Origin of the sequence: Natrinema sp. 1APR25-10V2 (assembly GCF_031626495.1) — an archaeon.
GTDB lineage: Archaea > Halobacteriota > Halobacteria > Halobacteriales > Natrialbaceae > Natrinema.
In genome coordinates, this window is record NZ_JAMQOJ010000007.1 from 342,417 (window position 1) to 362,046 (window position 19,630).

Here is a 19,630-nt window from a genome sequence, read left to right on the forward strand (position 1 = left end):
CTCACTCGCCCTCGAGGCGCGCTTCGGCCGCTGCGAACTCCTCGCGGGTGTTGACGTTCTCGAAGGTCTCGAGGGCGGCGTATTCGCGGACCTCGTCCTCGTCCACGACGACGTAGTCGAGCTCGAGCAGCGGCTCCACGACTCGCCGCTCGTCGCGTTCGATGGCGCGCTCGCAGGCGGCGACCATCGGCGCGGTGCGGTAGACGGCTTGCGTGGTCTGGAACCACTGGTCCTCGAGTTGGGGTACTGCGGCCTCGCGGCCGGCCGCCCGTTCGAAAAGGTGGTCGACGAGATCGGGATCGACGAACGGCATGTCGCAGGCGACGACGGCCGCGTACGCCGTCTCGGTCGCGCGCAGTCCGGTCATGATACCGGCCATCGGCCCGCGGTCCGGAATCGGATCGACCGCGAACGAGGCGTCGGGGCCACCTGCGAGCGCCTCGCGGATTGCTGGCACCTGCACCTCCCGGCAGTTGATCACGAACGCGTCGACGACGGGCTCGAGCCGGTCGACGACGCGGCGGATCATCGGCGTCCCTGCGAGGTCGGCGATGGCCTTGTCGGCCTCGCCGAAGCGGGTCGAGTGGCCGCCGGCGACGATGAGCCCCGTGCGCTCGTCCCGGTCGGATTCGGGGGTCATGGTCGACCGTTCGTCGAGCGACGACAAAAGGTCCCGGTCGTACTCTCGGCCGCCACAGGCTGCAGACGTTCACTTCGACAGCCGCCAGAGCGCCCGGTACAGCGTCCACAGATCGCAGTCGAATCGGTCGGCGAGCGCGCGACACCGCTCGAGGTAGGTTCCGTACTCCCGAACCGACGGCGGATCAGGATACCGCTCGGCGAGTTCGTCCGCTTCGCGAAGCGCCGCCCACTCGCGGGGGCCGACGACGACGTACGCGTCGGGATCGAGGAACATGAGGAACCCGGAAGCGACGGGGACGTCGACTGCTTCGAGGTCGGTCAGCGACTCGATCCCCGTGGCGGCGTCGGCCGCCACGACGGCGTCCCCCATGGCGCTTCGGACGTCCTCGAAGTCGTTGTCCCAGAACGCCTCCTCCGCGGCCCGTCGCTCGGCGTCAGGGTAGTCGCCGAGGAACCGCCGGTAGTACCACCTGACGACCCAGGCCGCGTCCCGCCGGCCGTACTCGCCCGACGCGAACGCCTTCGGAAGCGTCTCGAGGTTTTCCTGCTCGACGGCGTACAGCGGCTCGCGCTCCCGATACTCGCGGGCCTCGGACTCGACGAGCGAGCGGGTGAGCTCCATCGCGTGGGTATTCCGCACGGTCGACCGTCAGCGTTTCCCCGAGTGTGGTCGCCGTGGCGGTTCCCAGGTGCGTGGGCGCGGTAGCGGTTTCGACCCCGTCGATCCGTCGCTCGAGGGTACATACTGCTATCATGGTAGAAAACCTCATGCATAGTCGGGTGGTGGGTTGAAAACAACGGGTGAGACGGGAACCAATGTCCAGCGACCAACAAGAGCCAGTCAAGACGATCTGTCCGTACTGCGGCGTCGGCTGCGGGATCAAGGTACAGCAAGGCGAGGAGCCCGGGGACGTCCGGTTCATGCCGTGGGGCGACGCCCCGGTCAACGAGGGGCGCGTCTGCATCAAAGGCGGGGCGGCGACGGAGGTCGTCGACCACGAGGACCGACTCACCGAACCCCAGATCAAGGAAGACGGCGAGTTCCGCGAGGCCACCTGGGAAGAGGCCTACGAGTACGTCGTCGACGAACTCGAGCGCATCCGCGAGGCGTACGGCCCGGACGCGATGGGCTTTTTCGGCTCCTCGAAGACGATGAACGAGGAGAACTACCTCCTCCAGAAGCTGGCCCGCCGGTACGGTACCAACAACGTCGACAACTGCACGCGGATGTGCCACGCCTCGACGGTCTGGGCGCTGCGGACCAGCCTCGGCGCGGGCGCGATGACCAACAGCATGCGGGACCTCCGCGAAGAGGCCGACCTCTTCTGGATCCAGGGGGCGAACCCGGGCGAACAGCACCCGATCGCCAACAGCCAGTACTTCCGGCAAGCAGTGCTTGAGGGCGCGACCGTCATCCAGGTCGACCCCCACGCCAACAAGACGACGCGGTCGTTCCAGATCGACGACACCGAGCGCCACCAGCACCTGCAGCTGAATCCGGGGACCGACATCCCGTTGTTAAATATCGTCCTGAAGACGGTTCTCGAGCACCACGAGGCCCACCCGGAGGACGGCTGGATCGACGAGGCGTTCGTGGAGGAACGCGCGGAGGGCTTCGATCACCTGAAAGAGACGCTCGAGAACTTCGATAAGGAAGCGGCCGCCGAGGAGTGCGGCGTCCCGCTCGAGGAGATCGAACTCGCGGCCGAGAAGTACGCGAAAGCCGACAACGCGGCCATCTTCACCGGGATGGGAATGAGCCAGCACGCCTGCGGCGTCGACAACGTGCAAAACGAGATCAACCTGGCGCTGATCACGGGCAACCTCGGGCGGCCCGGGACGGGCGTCAACCCGCTGCGCGGACAGAACAACGTCCAGGGGACCTGCGACGTGGGTGCGATGCCGAACGTTCTGCCGGGGTACCAGCTGGTCGACGACGACGAGGCCCGCGAATCGGTCGAGGACGTGTGGGGCTTCGAGATTCCCGACGAGCCGGGCCTGACGAACGTCGAGATTTCCTACGAGGCCGGTGACTCGATCAAAGGGCTGTACGTCATGGGCGAGAACCCCGTGATGAGCGAGCCCGACGCCAACGCGGTCGCCGAGCGGCTCGCGGAGCTCGAGTTCGTCGTCGTCCAGGATATCTTCCCGACCGAGACCGCGGAGTTCGCCGACGTGCTCCTCCCGGCGACGACCTGGGCCGAGCGCGGCGGGACCGTCACCAATACCGACCGTCGCGTCCAGCGGATGCGCGGCGTCGAGAAGGTCCACGAGAGGACGAAACACGACCTCGAGATCGTCGGGGAGGTCGGACGACGGCTGTTCGACGACGGCGACGAGCAGTTCGGCTTCGACGATCCCGAAGACGTCTTCGAGGAGCTACGGCAGGTCTGTCCGAGCTATCACGGGATGACTTACGACCTGCTGGGCGAGGAGGGGCTCCACTGGCCCTGTTACGAACCGGGCGACGAGGGAGATCCCTTCCTCTACGAAGAGGAGTTCGACACCGAGAGCGGGCTGGGTCACATCGAGGGCGTCGAACACGTCCCACCGGCCGAGACGCCCGACGACGAGTACCCGCTGATCCTCACGACCGCACGGCTCGAGGAACACTACAACACCGGCACGATGAGCACGCGGTCGCCGACGCTCAACCGCCAGCACCCGGAGAACTTCGTCGACGTCCACCCCGCCGACGCCGAACGCTACGGTATCGAGGACGGCGAGACGGTCCAACTGCGCTCCCGGCGCGGCGAGATCACGCTCGAGGCCCACGTCACCGAGGACACCAAGGAGGGCGTCGTCTGGACGACGCCGCACTTCGCCGCCGCCTCCGCCAACCGGCTCACGAACCACGTCCTCGACGAGCGAGCGAAGATCCCCGAGTACAAGGCCGCCGCCGCGGAGATCGACGTCGGGATCGAGCCCGTCGACGGCAGCGCCGACTCGGCGGCCGACGACTGAGCCTCGGCCGGGACTCAGTCGGCAGTGCTCGCGCCATCCGAAGTCTCCGCCCCCGCCAGCTCGAGCCACGGCGTCGCCCTCGACTCGGCGACGGAGAAGTCGACCAGTGTCCCGCCACACTCGTCACAGACGGCCAGAACGGCAATCCGTGGTCGCCGGCAGCAGTGTCCGAGGCGCTCAGTCGTCGCGGTTACCGGACCACCACAGGCCGGACAGTGATCCCGCAGCAATCGAAGTCCGGTCAGGATATCGCGACGCTCGTCGGCCTCGAGGCGATCCCAGCCGTCGATCCGACCCTCGAGTTCGGCCGCCGCCGCGGCGTCGGCCGCCAGCGCCGCGGTCGACTCCCACCGAACGCGCCGCCGGCCCTCGAGTTCGAACGACGCGTCGCCGAGCCGGTCGACCTCGTCGACGCCGAGGGCCGACCGCACCGCGCTCGCACCGGGGTCGGCAGTGCCGTCGCTCGAGAGTCGGTCGTCCCACCGAGTGCGGAACGAGGGAGTCAGCCGAAGCCCGTCCGTTCCGTCGGTCGCGATCCCCGCGGCGGTCAGGACGCGCTCGAGTCCGGCGGGCGTTACCGTCTCGACCGTCGGCTCGCTCGTGGGTAACTTCCCGAAGCGCTCGAGAACGCGCTCGGGAAGGTATCGCCGGGTGAGCGTCGGCGTCCCCGGGACCAGATACCCCCGGAAGCGAACGAGCGCCAGCGAGACGCCAAGCGCGAGCATGCCGACGGGAGGCGACACCGCCGCGCCGATTCCGGCCGCGAGCGCGAGCGAGAGCGCGACGTTCACCGCGGTACACGGGTAACACCGATTCTCACCGGTGTACTCCGGCTGCTCGAGTCGCGCGAACGCGTCGGGGAGATCGAACACCGACGATCACTACCGGACGATACGCGGCGAACGGACAAAAAACGCGCTGCGACGGTAGCCGGACGGAGAGCGGGCCGTCGAAGTCCCGGTGGAAACGAGCGCTGGCCGCTTCGACACGGCGATCGGGTAACGGTGTATTACTTCACTCTCGGATATTCATTGACGCATCTCCTATCGGTCGAACACTCATTGATAAGTATTAACCATACTCTCGGTGGCGGCTTATGTGTTGTGGTATCATGCCACACATATCAACCGCAGTAGACACGACGGTCGCGGAACGACGCGATCTGGCGACGACACTCGGCATCGACGCGCCGGGGGACGGGGACGTGACGTGGACGGGGCTGGCTGGACAGATCGAACCGCGGTCCGACTCGTCGTTCGCCTCGCGGGGCGAGGCGATTCGGGCCGACCTCGAGGGACGACTCGATTCGGCGTTGCTCGAGCGGGAGCGAGAAAACGTCGCTGAGCAGATCGACCGACTGCCGGACGTACGGGCAGGGGGCGTTCCGGACGAGCCACACGGGCTGTATACGGCGGTCGCGGAGCCGGGGTGGCGACTCTACGACCACCTGCTCGACGTGGGCTTCTTCGAGAGCCTCGACGAGAATCTGCCCCGGTTTACGACCGAGCACATCGAGACGACGGCGCGCGAGCTGGTTCTGGCGGAGCCACTATCGTCGGCACTCGACGAGATCGGGTTCGAGGAATCGGAGAAGACGGCGCTGCTGATCGGCGTCGCGAACAACGACGAACGGCTCGCCCGCTGGGTCCCGTCGAATCAGATCCCGGAGGGCGTAGAGTTCGACACCGAGAACGTCCCGCCGCTGCATCAGCGGGCGATGGGCGGGGCGTTGCTGTGGATCCGCGGGCTCGACAGACACCTCTGGCAGAACGAGGTGATGATCACCGACGCGATCCTCGACGACGCGGTCAGATACGTGAAGGCGATGTTGGGCGGGCTGTTCGTGTCGGCGACGGCAGCCCACGATCTGGCCGTTGACGGGCGGTTCACCGACGAACAGCTGACGGCCGCGCTCACCGCGGGGACGGCGGTGCAGATCGTCAGCCAGGAAGACATTCTGCACGACGTCTTTTATATCACGGACGACGTGCGCGCGCCGAGCGAACTGAGGTGATCACGGATGGCACTACGCAACGACAGGGCGGTACAGGCCGCACGCGACATCGAACTGAAAGAAATCGAGGACGGCTATACGCTGGTTGGGGGGCCCGAGGACTCGGTGACCGAACAGCACGACATCGGTCGCATTCAGGAGAACGACGTCACGCAGGAGATGCTGAGCAACACCGGAGAGACTCCCGAGTCGTGGCTCATGTACGGCGGGAACTACGAACAGCATCGGGCCACGACCGCCGACGTCATCACGCCCGAGAACGTCGGCGACCTCGAGCTCGAGTACGAGATGTCGGTCGGAACGGGCTCGAGCATGGAGGGGACGCCTATCGTGGTACCGGGCGACCCGCCGATCATGTACCAGACCAACGGGCCGAACCACATGAAGGCGATCGACCCCCGCGAGGGGGAAGTCCTCTGGAGCTACACCTACGCACCGCCGATCGGAGTCGAGCTCTGTTGTGACGACAACAACCGCGGCGCAGCCGTCTTCGGCGACAAGGTGTACATGACGACGCTCGACTCGGGCGTCGTCGCGCTGGACCGCCACTCCGGAGAGGAGGTCTGGTACACGTCCACCGCCGACCACGAGGAAGGGTACTCCGCGACGTGGGCACCCGTGATCCGCGACGGGACAATATACACGGGCAGCGCCGGCGGCGAGTACGGCGTCGTTGGATTCATGGCCGCACTGGACGCCGAGAGCGGCGAGATCCAGTGGCAGACCGAGACGCTCCCCGACGACGAGTGGGTCGGCGCGAGCCGCGAACACGGCTGTGGCACGACCTGGATGACGCCGACGATCGACGAGGAGCGGGAGGTCCTCTACACGGCGGTCGCGAACCCCGGGCCGGACTTCGACGGGACGGTCCGGCCGGGGCCGAACTTCCCGACCTGCGGGACGATGTCGATGGACCTCGAGAGCGGTGAGATGCAGTGGGGATTCCAGGGCAGTCCGCACGACGTCTGGGACTACGACGCCATCGCGCCGCGGGTGCTCCTCCGCGACGTGAAAGTCGAAGACGGGGAGCGGGACCTCGTCGTCGGTTCCGACAAGGCCGGCTGGGTGTTCCTCATGGACGCCGAGTCGGGCAAGCTCTACGAGCGCAGCCAGGAAATCTGCCAGCACATCAATATGTGGCGGATGATCCCGCACATCAGCGAAGACGAGCGGGTCCCGTTCGTCCCCGGTGCGCCGGGCGGCAACGACTGGCAGCCGCCGTCGTACAACCCCGAAACGGGGCTGGTCTACGTCATTCACCAGAACTTCCCGCAGGACCTCTACTGGCGGTACGAGGAGTACGAAGAGGGCCATCCCTACTGGGGCGGCGGGCTGGACGATCCGGCCAGCGAGCTCCCCGACGAGTGGAACGGTGCAATGACCGCCTTTGCGGCGGTCGATCCGGCGACGGGCGAGCGCGTCTGGCGCGACTGGATCGAGAGCGAGGACCGACACTACATGTGGGGCGGCTCGATGTCGACGACGACGGGACTCGTATTCAACGGAGACCAGAACGGGAACTTCATCGCGTACGACGGCGAGAGTGGCGAGCAGCTCTGGCGGTACCAGTTCGACGTGCCGATCAGCGCCTCGCCGATGAGCTGGTACGATCCCGATACGGAGAAGCAGTACGTCGCCGTTCAGGTCGGGGGCAGCGGTTGGCTCCGACAGGGACCGCGCGGCGACACGCTCGCCGTGTTCTCGATGGAGAACTGACACACGAACAACCCACCACACGATACAACTATGACGAACGAACAACGTTCACGCGACGCCTTCTCACGCCGCGGCGTGCTACGAGGGACGGCGGTGCTCGCCGGGACGGCCGCGACCGCCGGTAGTGCAGGCGCGTACCGTGACGAGATCGACGTACCGCTTCCGGCCGCACAGAACGACGGCGAGGGCCGGACCCTCACGCTGCTCGGTATCGTCGGCGGCTGGGTCGGCGTCTCGCCCGCCGGAATCGACGGCCTCTCGAACCCGCCGCTCCGACTGATCGAAGGCGAAGAACACGAGGTCATCTGGACGAACGGCGACGGCTCGACCCACAACTTCAACATCACCGCCGGCAGTGCGCTCGACGACGACGCCGAGATACTCGAGTCTACGGAGTCGCTGACCGAGCAGGGGGAATCCACCTCTCTCCAGTTCACCGCGACCGAGGAGATGTCGGAGTACTTCTGTGTGCCGCATCCGGCCCAGATGCGGGGGCCGATCGAACTGATCGACCCCGACGAAGTTCACGAACTCCGGGTGCGAGTCGAGGACGAGGAGGGTGAACCCCTCGGTGCGGAGGTATTCGTCGGGGACCACCACGCCTTCTCCCACGTCGCCGCCAAACCGGGGCAGGAGGCCGAGGAGGAAGGACCGCCCGCGGTCGCTCGTTTCGACCTGCTCGAGTCCGGCGAGTACGACATCGAGGTCTGGACCTACGACCACGAACGGGTCACCGACACGGTGACGATCGACGACGGCAACCAGGAAGTGACCGTCACCTTGCCGCCGATCGAACCCGGCGAACCGACGACTACCTTCGAGATGCGTCTCGAGGACGGCCAGTGGGTCGGCGTCTCGCCCGACAGCATCGCCGAGCAGGCGAATCCCACGCTCGAACTCGAGGCCGATGAGACCTACGCGATCGAGTGGGAGAACACGATCGGACGCGACCAGCCGTCGGGCGAGAACAGACACTACCAGCCGCTGCCCGGTCACAATCTCGCAATCGCCAGCGGCGGTGATACCAACGAGTTGAACACCTACGTCCGGTCTGACTTCCTCGACCAGGCGGGCGGAGAACAGACCGTCGAGTTCGTCGCCAGGGAGGAGATGGGCGTCTACCTCGACCAGGCACAGCTCGACGCGATCGGTGAGATCGACGTCCAGTAACGCGCCCGATCGATTTTTTCGGCCGCGTCGCTACTCTCCCTCGAGGGGCTCTCCGCGGCGATCGATACGCGTCGCCGGGAGGCCGGCACGCTCGGCGTGGTCTCGGATCGCGGCCTCGTCTTCGGCTCGATAGTGGCAGAACGTGCCCGTGACCTGTCCGTCTTGGTTCGTCATCACCTCTGACTCGACCCAGCGAATCCCGACGCCCTCGTCGCGCAGTTCGCGCAGGGCCTCGCCGGACTGCTCGCCCGCGGCCTCGAGTTCGTCTTCGGTGATCGGTTCGTCGAGCGAACGCAGTATCAGGAAGTCCGTCAGTTCGCTTTCGGTCATTGGTGCCGCATGGCACTCCTACTCCGTCGCCCGTTATCAAAGTTGGACGAACAAACAACCGCGCTGCCAGAACGACCGGCGCGCCCGCTACGAAGCCAGTCCCAAGGCCGGCGTCACGCGCTCTCACGCGCGCTCGAGCGTCACGGCGGCGACCCCCGCGATCACGAGGAGTGCGCCGAGGACCGTAACCGCGCCTGGATACTCGCCGAGCAGCGTCGCGGCCAGCAGGGTCGCACCCAGCGGCTCGCCGAGCCAGGCGACGCTGACTACGACCGACTCGAGGTGCTCGAGGACCCAGTTACTCACCGTGTGGCCGACGATGCCGGGACCGACGGCGAGCGCGAGAAAGAGCAGCCACTCGCGGGCGGGGTAGCCGGCGAACGCGTGGCCCTGGACGCCGACGAGACAGCACAGCGCGACCGCGCAGACGCCGTAGACGACGGTCACATAGGGAAAGAGCGGGACGCGCTGGCGGATCGACCGGCCGGCCAGAACGTAGCCTGCGACGGTCACCGCGCCGAGCAGGGCGAGCGCGTTGCCGTACACCGTCGCGTCTGCGAGGCTCGCGGTTCCAGCGTCGCCAACCGACATGACGGCAGCCCCCACGATCGCCACGAGGATACCCAGCACCGTTTTCGGACCGACGCGCTCGCCGAGGAGCAGTCCCGCACCGATCGCGACGAAGATCGGCTGGCTCTGGACCAGCGTAACGCTCGCCGCGACGGTCGTGTGTTCGAGGCTCTCGAACCAGGCCGCGAAGTGGACCGCGAGTGCGACGCCGGCGACGGTCGCGCCGCCGAGGTCGCGCGGCGAGAGCCGCGCGAACGCCCCGCGGTGCCGGGCGAAAGCGACCGGTGCGACCAGCACCGTCGTGAAGAGCACCCGATAGAAGGCGGCGACCGAACTCGGGGCCGCGCTCCAGCGGACCAGAATCGCGCTGGTGCTCGTCGCGAACACGGCGACGGCGAGCGCGAGCGTCGGCGTCACCTCGCGGTCGGTTGTCACGTCGTATCGCACTCGCTCGAGGAGTCAAACGGATTCCGGAATCCGGTGCCGATCGTTACTCGGTCGGCAGCCGATTCCCGCGGTAGATCGCCGCGATCTCCATGTCGACCGGCTCGAGACCGACGATGACGTCGTCTTCGGTCAGCTCTTCGGCGGTCCACTCCTCGAGGAAGGCCGTCGCGTCCTCGCGGGCGGCGAACGGCCGCGGGTCGATCCCCATCGGGTCCTCGGCGGCTTGCTCGTCGGTGATGAGGACGAAATGAGCCGCGGTCGCGTCGATGAGCGATCCGGTCTCGTAGTCGGTGGTCCACGCACCGGCGATCGGCGAGTCGGGCGTCGACGAGACCTTGTAAGCGAACAGACAGCCCGGCGAGTCGAAGACCGCCGCCAGGCCGTTCTCGTGGACGAGTTGCCCCTTCCGACCGGGGTAGTCGGTTGCCGGCATACTACAGACCGCACAGCCGTGCCCCTCCGGAAACTCGAACGGTCCCTCGTCGACGTTCTCCATCGTCGGCTCGTACACCTGCGGGGGGGAGCCATCGCTATCACCGTCGCTCCCGTTCGCGGACGGACCGCCGCCGAGACAGCCCGCGACACCCCCGGCCGCGCCCGCGCCGACCGCGCGTAGCAAGCTCCGGCGCTCGAGTACGTGCGTTGGGCGATCAGTCATACCCCTCTCTAGTCGCGCGACGGGCAAAGCCGTCGTGGTTCGCCCGTCGAACGCGAACGGTCGTCGTTCCTGCCCGCTCCGGGCGACCGGTCACTCGAGTTGTGCTTTCGCCAACCGGTGGCGTGCGCGAAACATCGCCTCGAAACCCGGCTTCGAGACGGGTTCGACCGCGTCGCCGAGCCCGCCCAGCGGGAGTTCGTACTCGACGCGGTCTCGAAGGATCGTCCGGTCGCCGTCCGCGTGGAAGGAGTGCGTGTGCTCCCACCGGTCGAACGGACCGTAGACCATCTCGTCGCGGAAGTACGCCGAACCCGCGTTCCGCTCGCGGTCCGTAATGACGGAGGTCCAGTGCTGGCGCGGCCCCACCCCGAACGGTCGGATCGACAGCGCCACCTCCGCGCCCGGCTCGAGGACGTTCGGATTCGCTTCGCCGTCCGGCCCGATAACGCGCTCGACGCGCAGGTGCAGCCAGTCGGGCGTCACCGCCTCGAGGCCGGAGACGCGGGAGTGAAACGCCCAGACGTCTTCGAACGAGGAATCGACGGTCGTCTCGCGTTGGTACGTCGGCATGGCTCTCACTACGGTAGCCAGCGGGAAAACGTAGGCCCCGACGATCGGTGGCGACGGATCCGAACGTTACTTCAGCCGCTCCTGCAGGAAAGACGGATGCGCCGCGGTTACCCCCTCGATCTCGAGCAGTGACTCGGAGATTATCTCGCCCAGCGCATCGCCGTCCTCGGCGCGCACTTCGGCCATCAGCATGTGGTCGCCGCTGGAGCTGTACAGCGCCTCGACCTCCTCGAGATCCTTGATCGCCTTCGTCGCCTCGACGTAGCGTTCGCTCGCCACGTCGAGCCCCACCAGCGCGATCGTCTGGCTCGAGAGCTTCTTCGGGTCGATGTCGGCCGAGTAGCCGACGATGACTCCCTCCTCCTCGAGCTGATTGATGTATTTCCGGACCGTCGGTTTCGATACGTTCGCCCGCTCGGCGATCTCGGCGTAGGACGCTTGCGCGTCCTCCTCGAGGACCTCGAGGATACGATCTTCCGTCGCCTGGGTACTCATGTGAGTATGTTTTGCTCCGGCGGAAAAATATCTTTTGTATACGAAAACGACGGATATCTGATTTGAAGGGGTCGATATTACGGGTGGTGAACGCACGACCGCCTGCTCTCTTAGCAGTCCCCTATCTCCTGTCGTCGTACGATCGAGCCGGATCTCGTCAGCGGTCTCGGCTGGGTTCGCTGCGGGATGGCGGTGCCGGGTCTCGGCTCGGTCATCGCGCTTCGCGGTCGGGTAGGCCTCCACACGAACTACGACGGGTCGGTCGATCCGGCCAGCGCCTCTCGGTGGAACGGCACTGTTCGTGGGCGCGCTCGTCGTCGCCCGTGAGTCGATCGAGTAGTGTGAGCGCGGATCAGAGCCGCTTCTCGTAGACGTACTCCTCGACTTCCGGCTTCAGGTCGCTATCCTGGACCCCGATCCGTTCGAAGCCGGCTGATTCGTAGAACGAGACGCCCACCTCGTTGTCGGCGAGGACGGCGAGCAACAGCCGATCGTATTCCTCGCTGAGGTAGTCTTGGACGCGCTCGAGCAGCACTGTACCGATTCCGTCGCCCCACCGGTCGGGACGGACGTAGATCCGGTTTAGCGACGCGACCGAAGGTCGCTCGCGGTGTGGACCGGCATGCGCGAAGCCGACGGGTTCGTCCGCTTCTTCGGCGATCAGGAAGACGGCGTCCTCACGGTCACGCGCCTCGGAAATCGACGCCCTGAGGTCGTCGAGTGTGTACCACTGGTCGATCGTCTCTGTAACGGTCTCGTCTCCGAGAATCGGATCGTACGCGGCGTGCCAGCTCTCGCGAGCGATCTCACGGATTGCCGTCGCGTCGTCCGAGACTGCACATCGAACGTTCGGCGACACGTCGTTTCGTTTGACACCCCGACGACAAATAGCTTCTCGGCTCAGATACTCGTGAGTCCGACAACGGATTCGCGGCTCTCGCAGCCGACGAGACGGTTGCGGTCGGCTCGTTGCCGGAACCGGTGACGGGACAAAAAACGAATCGTCGGGTCGCCGTGCGGTCGGTTTTAGGTGTGGCGCTCGAGCAGGTCGTAGCTGCGCTCCCACTCGGCGTCGTCGTCGAAGTAGCGCTCTGCCAGCGGCTGGTCGGGCATCTCGCCGACGGCGTGTTTCTCCTCGGAGTAGGAGTGACGGTCCTCGTCGACGTAGTAGCGGCCGGTCAGGACGGTGCCCTCGTTGAGGACGTCCTCGGTCTCGTACATCATCTCGGCGGCCTCGCGTCGGTCGGTAACGTCGAAATCGTAGTCGTCGGACTCCTGGACGTCGATGTACGGGACGTACTGACGGGCGTCCTTGTTCCACGTCGGACACTGCGTGAGGAAGTCGATGTGGGCGAAGCCGTCGTGTTCGATAGCCTCTTTGATGATCTCCTTGGCCTGATTCGGGTTGACGGCGGCGGTCCGGGCGATGTAACTCGCGCCGGCGTTCAGCGACAGCGATAGCGGCCGCAGCGGCGTCTTCGCGCTGCCCGAGGGCTGGGTCTTCGACTTGTGACCCTTCGGGCTGGTCGGGGACGTCTGGCCCTTCGTTAGCCCGAAGATTTCGTTGTTGAACACGATGTAGGTCATGTCGTGGTTCTCCCGGGCTGTGTGGATGAAGTGGTTCCCGCCGATCCCGTAGCCGTCGCCGTCGCCGCCGGCGGCGATGACCTCGAGTTCGGGGTTCGCGAGCTTCGCGGCGCGAGCCACGGGCAGCGAGCGGCCGTGAATCGTGTGGAAGCCGTACGTGTCCAGATAGCTGTTCAGTTTGCCGGAACAGCCGATCCCGGTGACGGTCAGCACCTCCTCGGGGTTCTTGCCGACCTCCGGCAGGGCCTGTTTCAGCGCCTTCAGGACGCCGAAGTCGCCACAACCTGGACACCAGGTTGGCTGCGGTTCGACACCGGGCGTGAACTCGTCCCGGTCGATCTCTCGTTCCGCTCCGATCGCGTTGAATGCACTCATAGTTAGTCACCTACAGCGGGTTCGATCCGCACCTGTGCGGTCGGTTGCCGATCCTCCTCCTCGAGATTGACCTCGTAGCCTTCGACGACCTCGGCGGGTTCGAAGGGGTTGCCGTTGTACTTCAGGAGGCTGGTCAATTTGTCACCGAAGCGGCCCAGTTCCTTCTGGATCAGTCCGCGGAACTGCGCGGTGGCGTTCATCTCGACGACCATCGCTTCGTCGACGCTCTCCAGGAACTCGGTCAGTTCCGCCTCGGGGAACGGCATCATGTCGGAGACGCCGAGTCCTTTGACGGAGTGGCCGTTCTCGTTGAGCCGTTCGACGGCCTCGCGGACGGCCCCCTGACTCGAACCCCACGTGATGATACCGTACTCGGCCGTCTCGTCGCCGAAGTACGTCTGGTTGGAGGCGTGTTCCTCGTCGAGTTCCTCGCGGATGGACTCGAGTTTCTCGATGCGCCGGGTCATCTGGGCGACGCGGTTGTCGGGGTCCTCGCTGATGTGGCCGACGGGGCTGTGTTCGTTGCCGGTCGCGAGGTAGCGCCCGCCCTGCTGGCCGGGCAGCGATCGCGGGGCGACGTTGTTCTCGGCGTCCTCGTAGTTGAACCGCTTGAACTTCCCGCTCGCGTCGTGTGCGGCCTCTTTGAGTTCCTCCTCGGTCAGCGTCGCGCCCAGATCCGGTGCGGGCTCGCGGTCGAAGAACTCGACGTCGACGTTCGTGTTCTCGCCGGAGAGCTTCTGGTCGTAGATGATGATCGACGGGATCTGGTAGTCCCACGCGATTTCGAAGGCGAGTCGCGTCTGCTCGTAGGCCTCCTCGATGTTGCCGGGAGCGAAGACGACCCGCGAGGAGTCGCCCTGACTGGTGTAGAGGACGAACTCGAGGTCGCCCTGTTCGGGTTTCGTCGGCATCCCTGTCGAGGGGCCGGCCCGCATCGATTCGACGAGCACGAGCGGCGTTTCGGTCATTTCGGCGAGCCCGAGCGGTTCGCTCATCAGTGCGAAGCCGCCACCGGACGAGCCGGACATGGCCTTCGCGCCGGCGTGGCTCGCGCCGAGTGCGAGCGCCGCGGCGGCGATCTCGTCTTCGACCTGTTCGGAGACGCCGCCCATGTCGGGGAAGTTCTGCGTGAGGATGGTGAACACGTCCGTCCACGGCGTCATCGGATAGCCGGCGATAAACCGGCAGCCGGCGTCGATCGCGCCGTAGGCGATCGCGTTCGACCCCGACAGCAGCGCCTGTTCGGTGTCGTGAGAGCCCTCCGGTGCGCGCAACTCGTGCTCGAAGTCGTACTCCTCGTTGATGGTGTCGTAGGCCTCGTGGAGGATCTCGAGGTTCGCCTCGAGGATATCCCCGCCCATGGCGTCGGACATCAGATCCTCGATGTGCTCGAGGTCCATGTCGAGCAGCGCCGCGGTGACGCCGACGCCGGCAGTGTTTCGCATGACCTCGCGGCCGTGCTCGCGGGCAAGCGCCCGGAGGTCCATCGGGAAGACGTGCCAGTTGTTCTCCTCGGCGCGGGCCTCGAGATCGATATCGGCGACCTCCTCGTCGTCGATGAGCCCCTCGTCGTAGACGATGATCCCGCCCTCGCGGAGATCGTCCAGGTTCTCCGAGAGCGGTTTGATCTCTTCGTTCCCGTAGTAGGCCTCTTCCTGCGGGTTGCGGGCGAACGAATCGCCCAGTGCCAGCAGGAAGTTGTAGCCGTCGCCGCGTGACTGTACCTCGTGGTCCGCGGCCCGGATCTCGACGTAGGTGTGGCCGCCCCGGATCCGCGACGGGTAGTGGCGGTGGGTGAACACGTCGAGTCCCGAGCGCATCAGCGCCTTGGCAAAGTTCTGGCTCGTCGAGTCGATTCCGTCGCCGGAACCGCCCGCGATTCGCCAGATGAGTTCGTCGCTAGTCATAGGTGGATCAGTGGCCGATGGGCCGACCGTATCCGGATTTTCGCGCTACCGGACCTAAAGCCTTTGCTATAGATTACCAAGGATCTTTCGTGAAGAATGGACGTACACTTAAGAATATGTGTTAAAGACCATTATACTCTGCAGGTAGATGCCGGAAGATCGTTACAATCGTCGGGAACCCCTGGTCCGTTTCCCGCCGTTGTATCCGGCGCATGGAGGTCATCGGGTCCCGGGCTCACGCTCGAGTCCCTCGGGTTTGACCGGCTCCAGACCGAATTCCTCGACGAACTCGGTCAGGAAGTCGGCGCGCTCGCCGATCTCGCTCGGGTGGTGCGAGTCGGTTCCGAGGGTGACGGCCACGTCGTGTTCGCGCAGGACGGAGAGAAACGTCTCGGAGGGGTGGACGATCTCGGCATCCGTCAGCGCTCGTCCCGCGTTGATCTCGGGGATCGTCCGCGAATCGGCCAGTGCCTGCGCGACGCGGTGGTAGTGCTCTTCGGTCGCCCGACCTCGGAGCGGCCCCGTCCGCTCGAGGAGGTCGAGGTGGGCCGCGATATCGAACAGTTCGGACTCGACGAGCGCGACGAGTTCGTCGAAATACTGGTCGACCACTGCGTCGCGCTCCGCATCGGACATCGACCTGAAGTGAGACGCGATCTGTACGTTCTTTCCGTCGACGTCGTGGACGCTCCCCGTCGCATAGTCGAACCCCGCCTCCGAGAGGAAGGCGTCGATGGCCGCCTCGTCGCGCCGATCGTAGTCCATCTCGACTGCGTCGTAGATGTCGATCTCGAAGTCCTCCCGCAACCGTTCGATCCCCTGCCGACGGCGCTCGTGGGTGAGATCGAGGTTGAACCCGTAGACGCTCCGCATGGACTCGTGGCGCTCGCGCGATGCCACGTTGCAGTGGTCCGCGAAGCCGACGCCCTCGAGGCCGGCCGACTCGGCGGCGCGGACCATGCCTCTGAGGAAGTCGCCGTCCGAGTAGTTCGAGTGGACGTGAAAATCCCGCATACGTTGCCGACCACGAGTAAGGGGTTAGATGTTACGCTCGCGGAACAGGGCGTTATCTTCGGCCACCGAGACGCGAACTGGTTTCCCACCATGCGTGCGAATCTGACGCTGGTGTTTCTATCAACTACCGGTGGAGATTGCCGAGTCGTGCTGAATACAGGGCGCGAATGTATCACGAGACGCCGCTCAATATGTAAAATACATTATTTCTAAGTGCAGATTAATGACATATAACAGAGATTAGCTATCTGGAAGTATCCGCCAATATTAGCATATAAAGTACAGGCACCTATGTATTATAACAACCGCATCTTTTTCCTAGTGCATGTCTCACTTGGGCAATTACTGAAGCTGAGCAGGTGTATTTATATAATGGAGATATTGACGATCAGTTGTTAATCGAAATAGAGTTAAGATACGTGGGAGCGTTTATATATTGTACATCTCACATGATGCTTGCGATGCGAACTGTAGAGATGTATCTTCAATAACCAATTGGCGAAAAAATGACAAAATTAAATGTTAAAAAATCTCGGCGGTCACTATTACGAATAGTAGTTTCCGCACTGATTGCACTACTCGGTATATCGAGTACTGCATCAGCAGAGGAAGACAAGAAGACTGAGCCGCCGAAGAAGGAACCACCGGAAAAGAAACTACCGCCGAAGAAGGAACCACCGGAAAAGAAACTACCGCCGAAGAAGGAACCACCGGAAAAGAAACTACCGCCGAAGAAGGAATCACCGGAACCACCGAAAAAGAAACTAGGAGAGGAATAGCCTGTATACTGACAGTGCTAATAGAGAGACAGGGATCACCCGCTACTATTTTAAGAGGAATTGAGCCTTGTTTAGACGCTCCCGAATGGACGAGATAGGAACCATTTCGTCCAACCAGAACCCGGTGATGAGCACCTCCCGATTCTATTTCGCATTTAGAGGACAAAACGTAAGAGTCGATTTGTGCCGCGTCTAAACAAGGCTGAGGAATTTTATTGGAGCCAACAACGAACTCTAATTGTTCAAACCATTAGAGGGGATCACGGTTCGAGATTCCGAAATACGCGATAGGTGTCAATCTCGGTTGATTTTGAAGCAATCTGCTTGAAACCAAGTCTGGTAAAGATGGTGTTCCACTCTCGGTAGAACAGCGGGAAGTCGTCAATATTGTCCACCGCTACCAGCCGGTCGGCGCTGTTTTCGTTTTCTATCGTAATGAGATAATCGCTCGTAATCCGTGTCAACTCGTCGAAAACCCACTCGTTGTCCGGATGGATATGTTGGAGTGTCTCAACTGAGAATACGACATCAAACTGGTTGTCCTCAAAGGTGGGTACGATTTCTTCGATTGCATCAAGATAGAATGTCCCGTCGGCAGCGAGGGGTGGGTAGGTGTTCTCCATGATACCGAGTGCTTCCTTGTTGATCTCGATACCGTACAAGTTCTTATAGCCCTGTTCGCGGAGGTGAGCGAGATTCCGTCCTGCACTGCATCCAAGTTCCAAGATAGCCGCATCTAAATCAACAGAATCATCGAGAATGCTGTGAATCCATTCACTTCCGTCGTCTGGACCGAGATTAGCATAAAAGTCCGGCGAATAGTCTCCGGATCGTTCCGCCCAGTGGTTGTGGATCTCGGCAGGTTCCATCAGCATGGCATCCAGATCTAATAGGAAGTCTTCAAAAGATTCACGTACAGTATACGGTCTCGTACGTATGAATTCAACAATTCCTTTCTCTCTAAGTGAATCCAATTGAGTCTTTGCGCTGACCATCCCCTTTTTTCTGATTTTCGAAATTTCCATGATGATATTACGCCATCATACGATATAAAGAGAACGGGATGAATAGTGCCTCTCAAGAGGAAAAAGGATATTTTATAACTGGTTCGAACGTTCCTACGCCGAGACAGAGTTAGGGTTTGAACCTGCGCTCTATATTCTGCGTAACTCTACGAACAGCATCTGGAGTGGGTACAAATCTTGATAGTCACGAAACACATACCCTAAATCATATGAGATTTGTTCATCATAGAACAAATACCTCCTCCGCGGTGAACTCATCCTCTATATTTAGCAGGCTGTTTCTGGTAGAAATCTGCCAACTCTGTCAGCTATTACTGAATACATAGCGCGAATCCAGCATGGATCAACGACCATTCAGAGGGTTGCCCAATCACTCAGTACAGGGCACCTAGTAAGCGCCAAATCGCGGAACGCTGTTGATGGAGAAAATACTGCTCTCCAGCCGCGGTCAAAGCGTGGGTAGAGACTGCTGATCTCGCTCGCTGCGTGGCGTGGTGCCGAATTCGATTTGATCACAGTCTTGGCATATTCCAAGCCCCTGTACGGTTGTTAGTTGGGTATCGCACTCCGGACAGTGGCTCGGAGGCAGTGCCGCTGAATCAGGCGCGAACGGGAACAATTCGAGGTCGTCCGTTCTGAGAGCTGTAATCGCGTCCATGACTCCTGGTGAGCGTCACCCCGGAAGTGGGGGACGACGTTCGCCAATTGCTCTCCGGCAGACACAGCCAGGCACATCATCGGGGTCCGAAGCGTGGTCTGTGTTTCGTCGGTAAAAGTGGACGTGGTAGTCCGAACGTTGAACGGCGGTTGGATGCTGACTCCGTGCTCATCGGCCCACGCTTCCATCTGTTCGAACGCATCTATTGCGTCGCTGTAGGGTGTTTGGTTCGTGAGCGTGATTGCCCCCGGCCACGCGTGTACCGACAGGTTGTCAATATGGCCCGCTGCGTCGAGCTGGCGTAACGTGCCGATTTTGGTGTCGATTGGCTCTACTAGCTCATCCGGACGGACATGTACCTCGACAGTCAATTCATCGGTATGAATGTTCATTAGGCACCCACGGCTGGGCGTAAAAGGTCTACAGGCCGAGTATAGATAACAATCCGTGAGATATGAAATTATTATCCCCACTAGTCAAGTATCTGTCTGTGGAGAATGCTTTGGTTGCTCAACTCGCACGTGTAGTGAGCGGGCAGTTCATCGATTTCGGAGTGAAACAAACAGAGCCGTCGTGCTGAACTCATTCTCTGGGCCTTGTTTGAACGCGTGATTTCACGGCTGTGAGTCATCGATGGCGCGTTCGATGTTGCGGACCGCGGATTTCATGACAAGTTCACGGAATTGTCCGAACCAGGTTCTCGACCAGA

Annotated in this window: 19 protein-coding genes; 5 read left to right on the plus strand and 14 right to left on the minus strand. The window is 63.1% G+C overall.

Annotated elements, in window-relative coordinates; all coding sequences use genetic code 11:
- Position 1: 1 nt before the first annotated feature.
- Both NDO75_RS22215 and NDO75_RS22220 read right to left on the minus strand, forming a co-directional pair.
- Positions 2 to 640: a molybdenum cofactor guanylyltransferase gene (locus NDO75_RS22215; protein ID WP_310908803.1), complete on the minus strand. Its 639-nt coding sequence runs from the start codon at positions 638 to 640 to the stop codon at positions 2 to 4.
- A gap of 69 nt (positions 641 to 709) precedes the next feature.
- Positions 710 to 1,264, minus strand: coding sequence for a hypothetical protein (locus tag NDO75_RS22220; RefSeq protein ID WP_310908804.1), 555 nt, complete (start codon positions 1,262 to 1,264; stop codon positions 710 to 712).
- Between the two features lie 194 nt (positions 1,265 to 1,458).
- Between NDO75_RS22220 and fdhF the strand changes: the two genes are divergently transcribed.
- Positions 1,459 to 3,606 carry a formate dehydrogenase subunit alpha gene (fdhF, locus tag NDO75_RS22225; RefSeq protein ID WP_310908805.1) on the plus strand — a complete coding sequence of 716 codons (2,148 nt, stop codon included), beginning with the start codon at positions 1,459 to 1,461 and terminating at the stop codon, positions 3,604 to 3,606.
- Positions 3,607 to 3,620: 14 nt separating this feature from the next.
- Here fdhF and NDO75_RS22230 read toward each other — a convergent pair whose 3' ends face one another.
- Positions 3,621 to 4,478 (minus strand): hypothetical protein, encoded by an 858-nt coding sequence (locus NDO75_RS22230; protein ID WP_310908806.1) that lies wholly within the window; start codon positions 4,476 to 4,478, stop codon positions 3,621 to 3,623.
- Positions 4,479 to 4,717: 239 nt separating this feature from the next.
- On the opposite strand from NDO75_RS22230, the gene NDO75_RS22235 reads away from it, so the two are divergent.
- From NDO75_RS22235 to NDO75_RS22245, 3 genes are read left to right on the plus strand one after another with little or no spacing between them, the layout of a single operon-like run.
- Complete coding sequence (locus NDO75_RS22235; protein WP_310908807.1) at positions 4,718 to 5,620, plus strand: hypothetical protein; 903 nt, start codon at positions 4,718 to 4,720, stop codon at positions 5,618 to 5,620.
- A gap of 6 nt (positions 5,621 to 5,626) precedes the next feature.
- The gene (locus NDO75_RS22240; RefSeq protein ID WP_310908808.1) at positions 5,627 to 7,336 is read left to right on the plus strand and encodes a PQQ-binding-like beta-propeller repeat protein; all 1,710 of its coding nucleotides are present in this window, start codon (positions 5,627 to 5,629) and stop codon (positions 7,334 to 7,336) included.
- Between the two features lie 30 nt (positions 7,337 to 7,366).
- The gene (locus NDO75_RS22245; protein WP_310908809.1) at positions 7,367 to 8,506 is read left to right on the plus strand and encodes a plastocyanin/azurin family copper-binding protein; all 1,140 of its coding nucleotides are present in this window, start codon (positions 7,367 to 7,369) and stop codon (positions 8,504 to 8,506) included.
- Positions 8,507 to 8,536: 30 nt separating this feature from the next.
- Here the strand turns inward: NDO75_RS22245 and NDO75_RS22250 are convergent, their stop codons facing one another.
- The 9 genes from NDO75_RS22250 to NDO75_RS22290 form a co-directional block, all read right to left on the minus strand.
- Positions 8,537 to 8,836 carry a DUF4242 domain-containing protein gene (locus NDO75_RS22250; protein ID WP_310908810.1) on the minus strand — a complete coding sequence of 100 codons (300 nt, stop codon included), beginning with the start codon at positions 8,834 to 8,836 and terminating at the stop codon, positions 8,537 to 8,539.
- A 123-nt stretch (positions 8,837 to 8,959) separates the two neighbouring features.
- Positions 8,960 to 9,841 carry a DMT family transporter gene (locus NDO75_RS22255; protein ID WP_310908811.1) on the minus strand — a complete coding sequence of 294 codons (882 nt, stop codon included), beginning with the start codon at positions 9,839 to 9,841 and terminating at the stop codon, positions 8,960 to 8,962.
- A 55-nt stretch (positions 9,842 to 9,896) separates the two neighbouring features.
- Positions 9,897 to 10,511, minus strand: a complete 615-nt coding sequence (locus tag NDO75_RS22260) for a nitrous oxide reductase accessory protein NosL (RefSeq protein ID WP_310908812.1) — start codon at positions 10,509 to 10,511, stop codon at positions 9,897 to 9,899.
- 90 nt (positions 10,512 to 10,601) lie between these two features.
- A complete protein-coding gene (locus NDO75_RS22265; protein ID WP_310908813.1) occupies positions 10,602 to 11,081 on the minus strand; it encodes an SRPBCC family protein in 480 nt (159 codons plus the stop codon).
- A gap of 66 nt (positions 11,082 to 11,147) precedes the next feature.
- Positions 11,148 to 11,576 (minus strand): HTH-type transcriptional regulator LrpA1, encoded by a 429-nt coding sequence (lrpA1, locus tag NDO75_RS22270; protein ID WP_310908814.1) that lies wholly within the window; start codon positions 11,574 to 11,576, stop codon positions 11,148 to 11,150.
- A 352-nt stretch (positions 11,577 to 11,928) separates the two neighbouring features.
- On the minus strand, positions 11,929 to 12,435 hold the full coding sequence (locus tag NDO75_RS22275; protein WP_310908815.1) for a GNAT family N-acetyltransferase: 507 nt from the start codon (positions 12,433 to 12,435) through the stop codon (positions 11,929 to 11,931).
- A gap of 167 nt (positions 12,436 to 12,602) precedes the next feature.
- The gene (locus NDO75_RS22280; protein WP_310908816.1) at positions 12,603 to 13,538 is read right to left on the minus strand and encodes a thiamine pyrophosphate-dependent enzyme; all 936 of its coding nucleotides are present in this window, start codon (positions 13,536 to 13,538) and stop codon (positions 12,603 to 12,605) included.
- Positions 13,539 to 13,540: 2 nt separating this feature from the next.
- Positions 13,541 to 15,445, minus strand: a complete 1,905-nt coding sequence (locus NDO75_RS22285; protein WP_310908817.1) for a 2-oxoacid:acceptor oxidoreductase subunit alpha — start codon at positions 15,443 to 15,445, stop codon at positions 13,541 to 13,543.
- Between the two features lie 219 nt (positions 15,446 to 15,664).
- Positions 15,665 to 16,459, minus strand: coding sequence for a PHP domain-containing protein (locus NDO75_RS22290; protein ID WP_310908818.1), 795 nt, complete (start codon positions 16,457 to 16,459; stop codon positions 15,665 to 15,667).
- A gap of 506 nt (positions 16,460 to 16,965) precedes the next feature.
- Here NDO75_RS22290 and NDO75_RS22295 point away from each other — a divergent pair.
- The gene (locus NDO75_RS22295) at positions 16,966 to 17,238 is read left to right on the plus strand and encodes a hypothetical protein (RefSeq protein ID WP_310908819.1); all 273 of its coding nucleotides are present in this window, start codon (positions 16,966 to 16,968) and stop codon (positions 17,236 to 17,238) included.
- A 260-nt stretch (positions 17,239 to 17,498) separates the two neighbouring features.
- On the opposite strand, the gene NDO75_RS22300 is transcribed toward NDO75_RS22295, so the two are convergent.
- Both NDO75_RS22300 and NDO75_RS22305 read right to left on the minus strand, forming a co-directional pair.
- Positions 17,499 to 18,263 (minus strand): class I SAM-dependent methyltransferase, encoded by a 765-nt coding sequence (locus NDO75_RS22300; protein ID WP_310908820.1) that lies wholly within the window; start codon positions 18,261 to 18,263, stop codon positions 17,499 to 17,501.
- 549 nt (positions 18,264 to 18,812) lie between these two features.
- Positions 18,813 to 19,313, minus strand: coding sequence for an HTH domain-containing protein (locus tag NDO75_RS22305; RefSeq protein WP_310908821.1), 501 nt, complete (start codon positions 19,311 to 19,313; stop codon positions 18,813 to 18,815).
- Between the last annotated feature and the right edge of the window lie 317 nt (positions 19,314 to 19,630).

Bases quoted from the DNA above. Each gene is read 5' to 3' on its own strand.
- NDO75_RS22215 (WP_310908803.1), bottom strand. From the start codon at position 640: ATGACCCCCGAATCCGACCGGGACGAGCGCACGGGGCTCATCGTCGCC.
- NDO75_RS22220 (WP_310908804.1), bottom strand. From the start codon at position 1,264: ATGGAGCTCACCCGCTCGCTCGTCGAGTCCGAGGCCCGCGAGTATCGG.
- fdhF (WP_310908805.1), top strand. From the start codon at position 1,459: ATGTCCAGCGACCAACAAGAGCCAGTCAAGACGATCTGTCCGTACTGC.
- NDO75_RS22235 (WP_310908807.1), top strand. From the start codon at position 4,718: ATGCCACACATATCAACCGCAGTAGACACGACGGTCGCGGAACGACGC.
- NDO75_RS22240 (WP_310908808.1), top strand. From the start codon at position 5,627: ATGGCACTACGCAACGACAGGGCGGTACAGGCCGCACGCGACATCGAA.
- NDO75_RS22245 (WP_310908809.1), top strand. From the start codon at position 7,367: ATGACGAACGAACAACGTTCACGCGACGCCTTCTCACGCCGCGGCGTG.
- NDO75_RS22250 (WP_310908810.1), bottom strand. From the start codon at position 8,836: ATGACCGAAAGCGAACTGACGGACTTCCTGATACTGCGTTCGCTCGAC.
- NDO75_RS22260 (WP_310908812.1), bottom strand. From the start codon at position 10,511: ATGACTGATCGCCCAACGCACGTACTCGAGCGCCGGAGCTTGCTACGC.
- NDO75_RS22265 (WP_310908813.1), bottom strand. From the start codon at position 11,081: ATGCCGACGTACCAACGCGAGACGACCGTCGATTCCTCGTTCGAAGAC.
- lrpA1 (WP_310908814.1), bottom strand. From the start codon at position 11,576: ATGAGTACCCAGGCGACGGAAGATCGTATCCTCGAGGTCCTCGAGGAG.
- NDO75_RS22280 (WP_310908816.1), bottom strand. From the start codon at position 13,538: ATGAGTGCATTCAACGCGATCGGAGCGGAACGAGAGATCGACCGGGAC.
- NDO75_RS22285 (WP_310908817.1), bottom strand. From the start codon at position 15,445: ATGACTAGCGACGAACTCATCTGGCGAATCGCGGGCGGTTCCGGCGAC.
- NDO75_RS22290 (WP_310908818.1), bottom strand. From the start codon at position 16,459: ATGCGGGATTTTCACGTCCACTCGAACTACTCGGACGGCGACTTCCTC.
- NDO75_RS22295 (WP_310908819.1), top strand. From the start codon at position 16,966: ATGACAAAATTAAATGTTAAAAAATCTCGGCGGTCACTATTACGAATA.
- NDO75_RS22300 (WP_310908820.1), bottom strand. From the start codon at position 18,263: ATGGAAATTTCGAAAATCAGAAAAAAGGGGATGGTCAGCGCAAAGACT.
- NDO75_RS22305 (WP_310908821.1), bottom strand. From the start codon at position 19,313: ATGAACATTCATACCGATGAATTGACTGTCGAGGTACATGTCCGTCCG.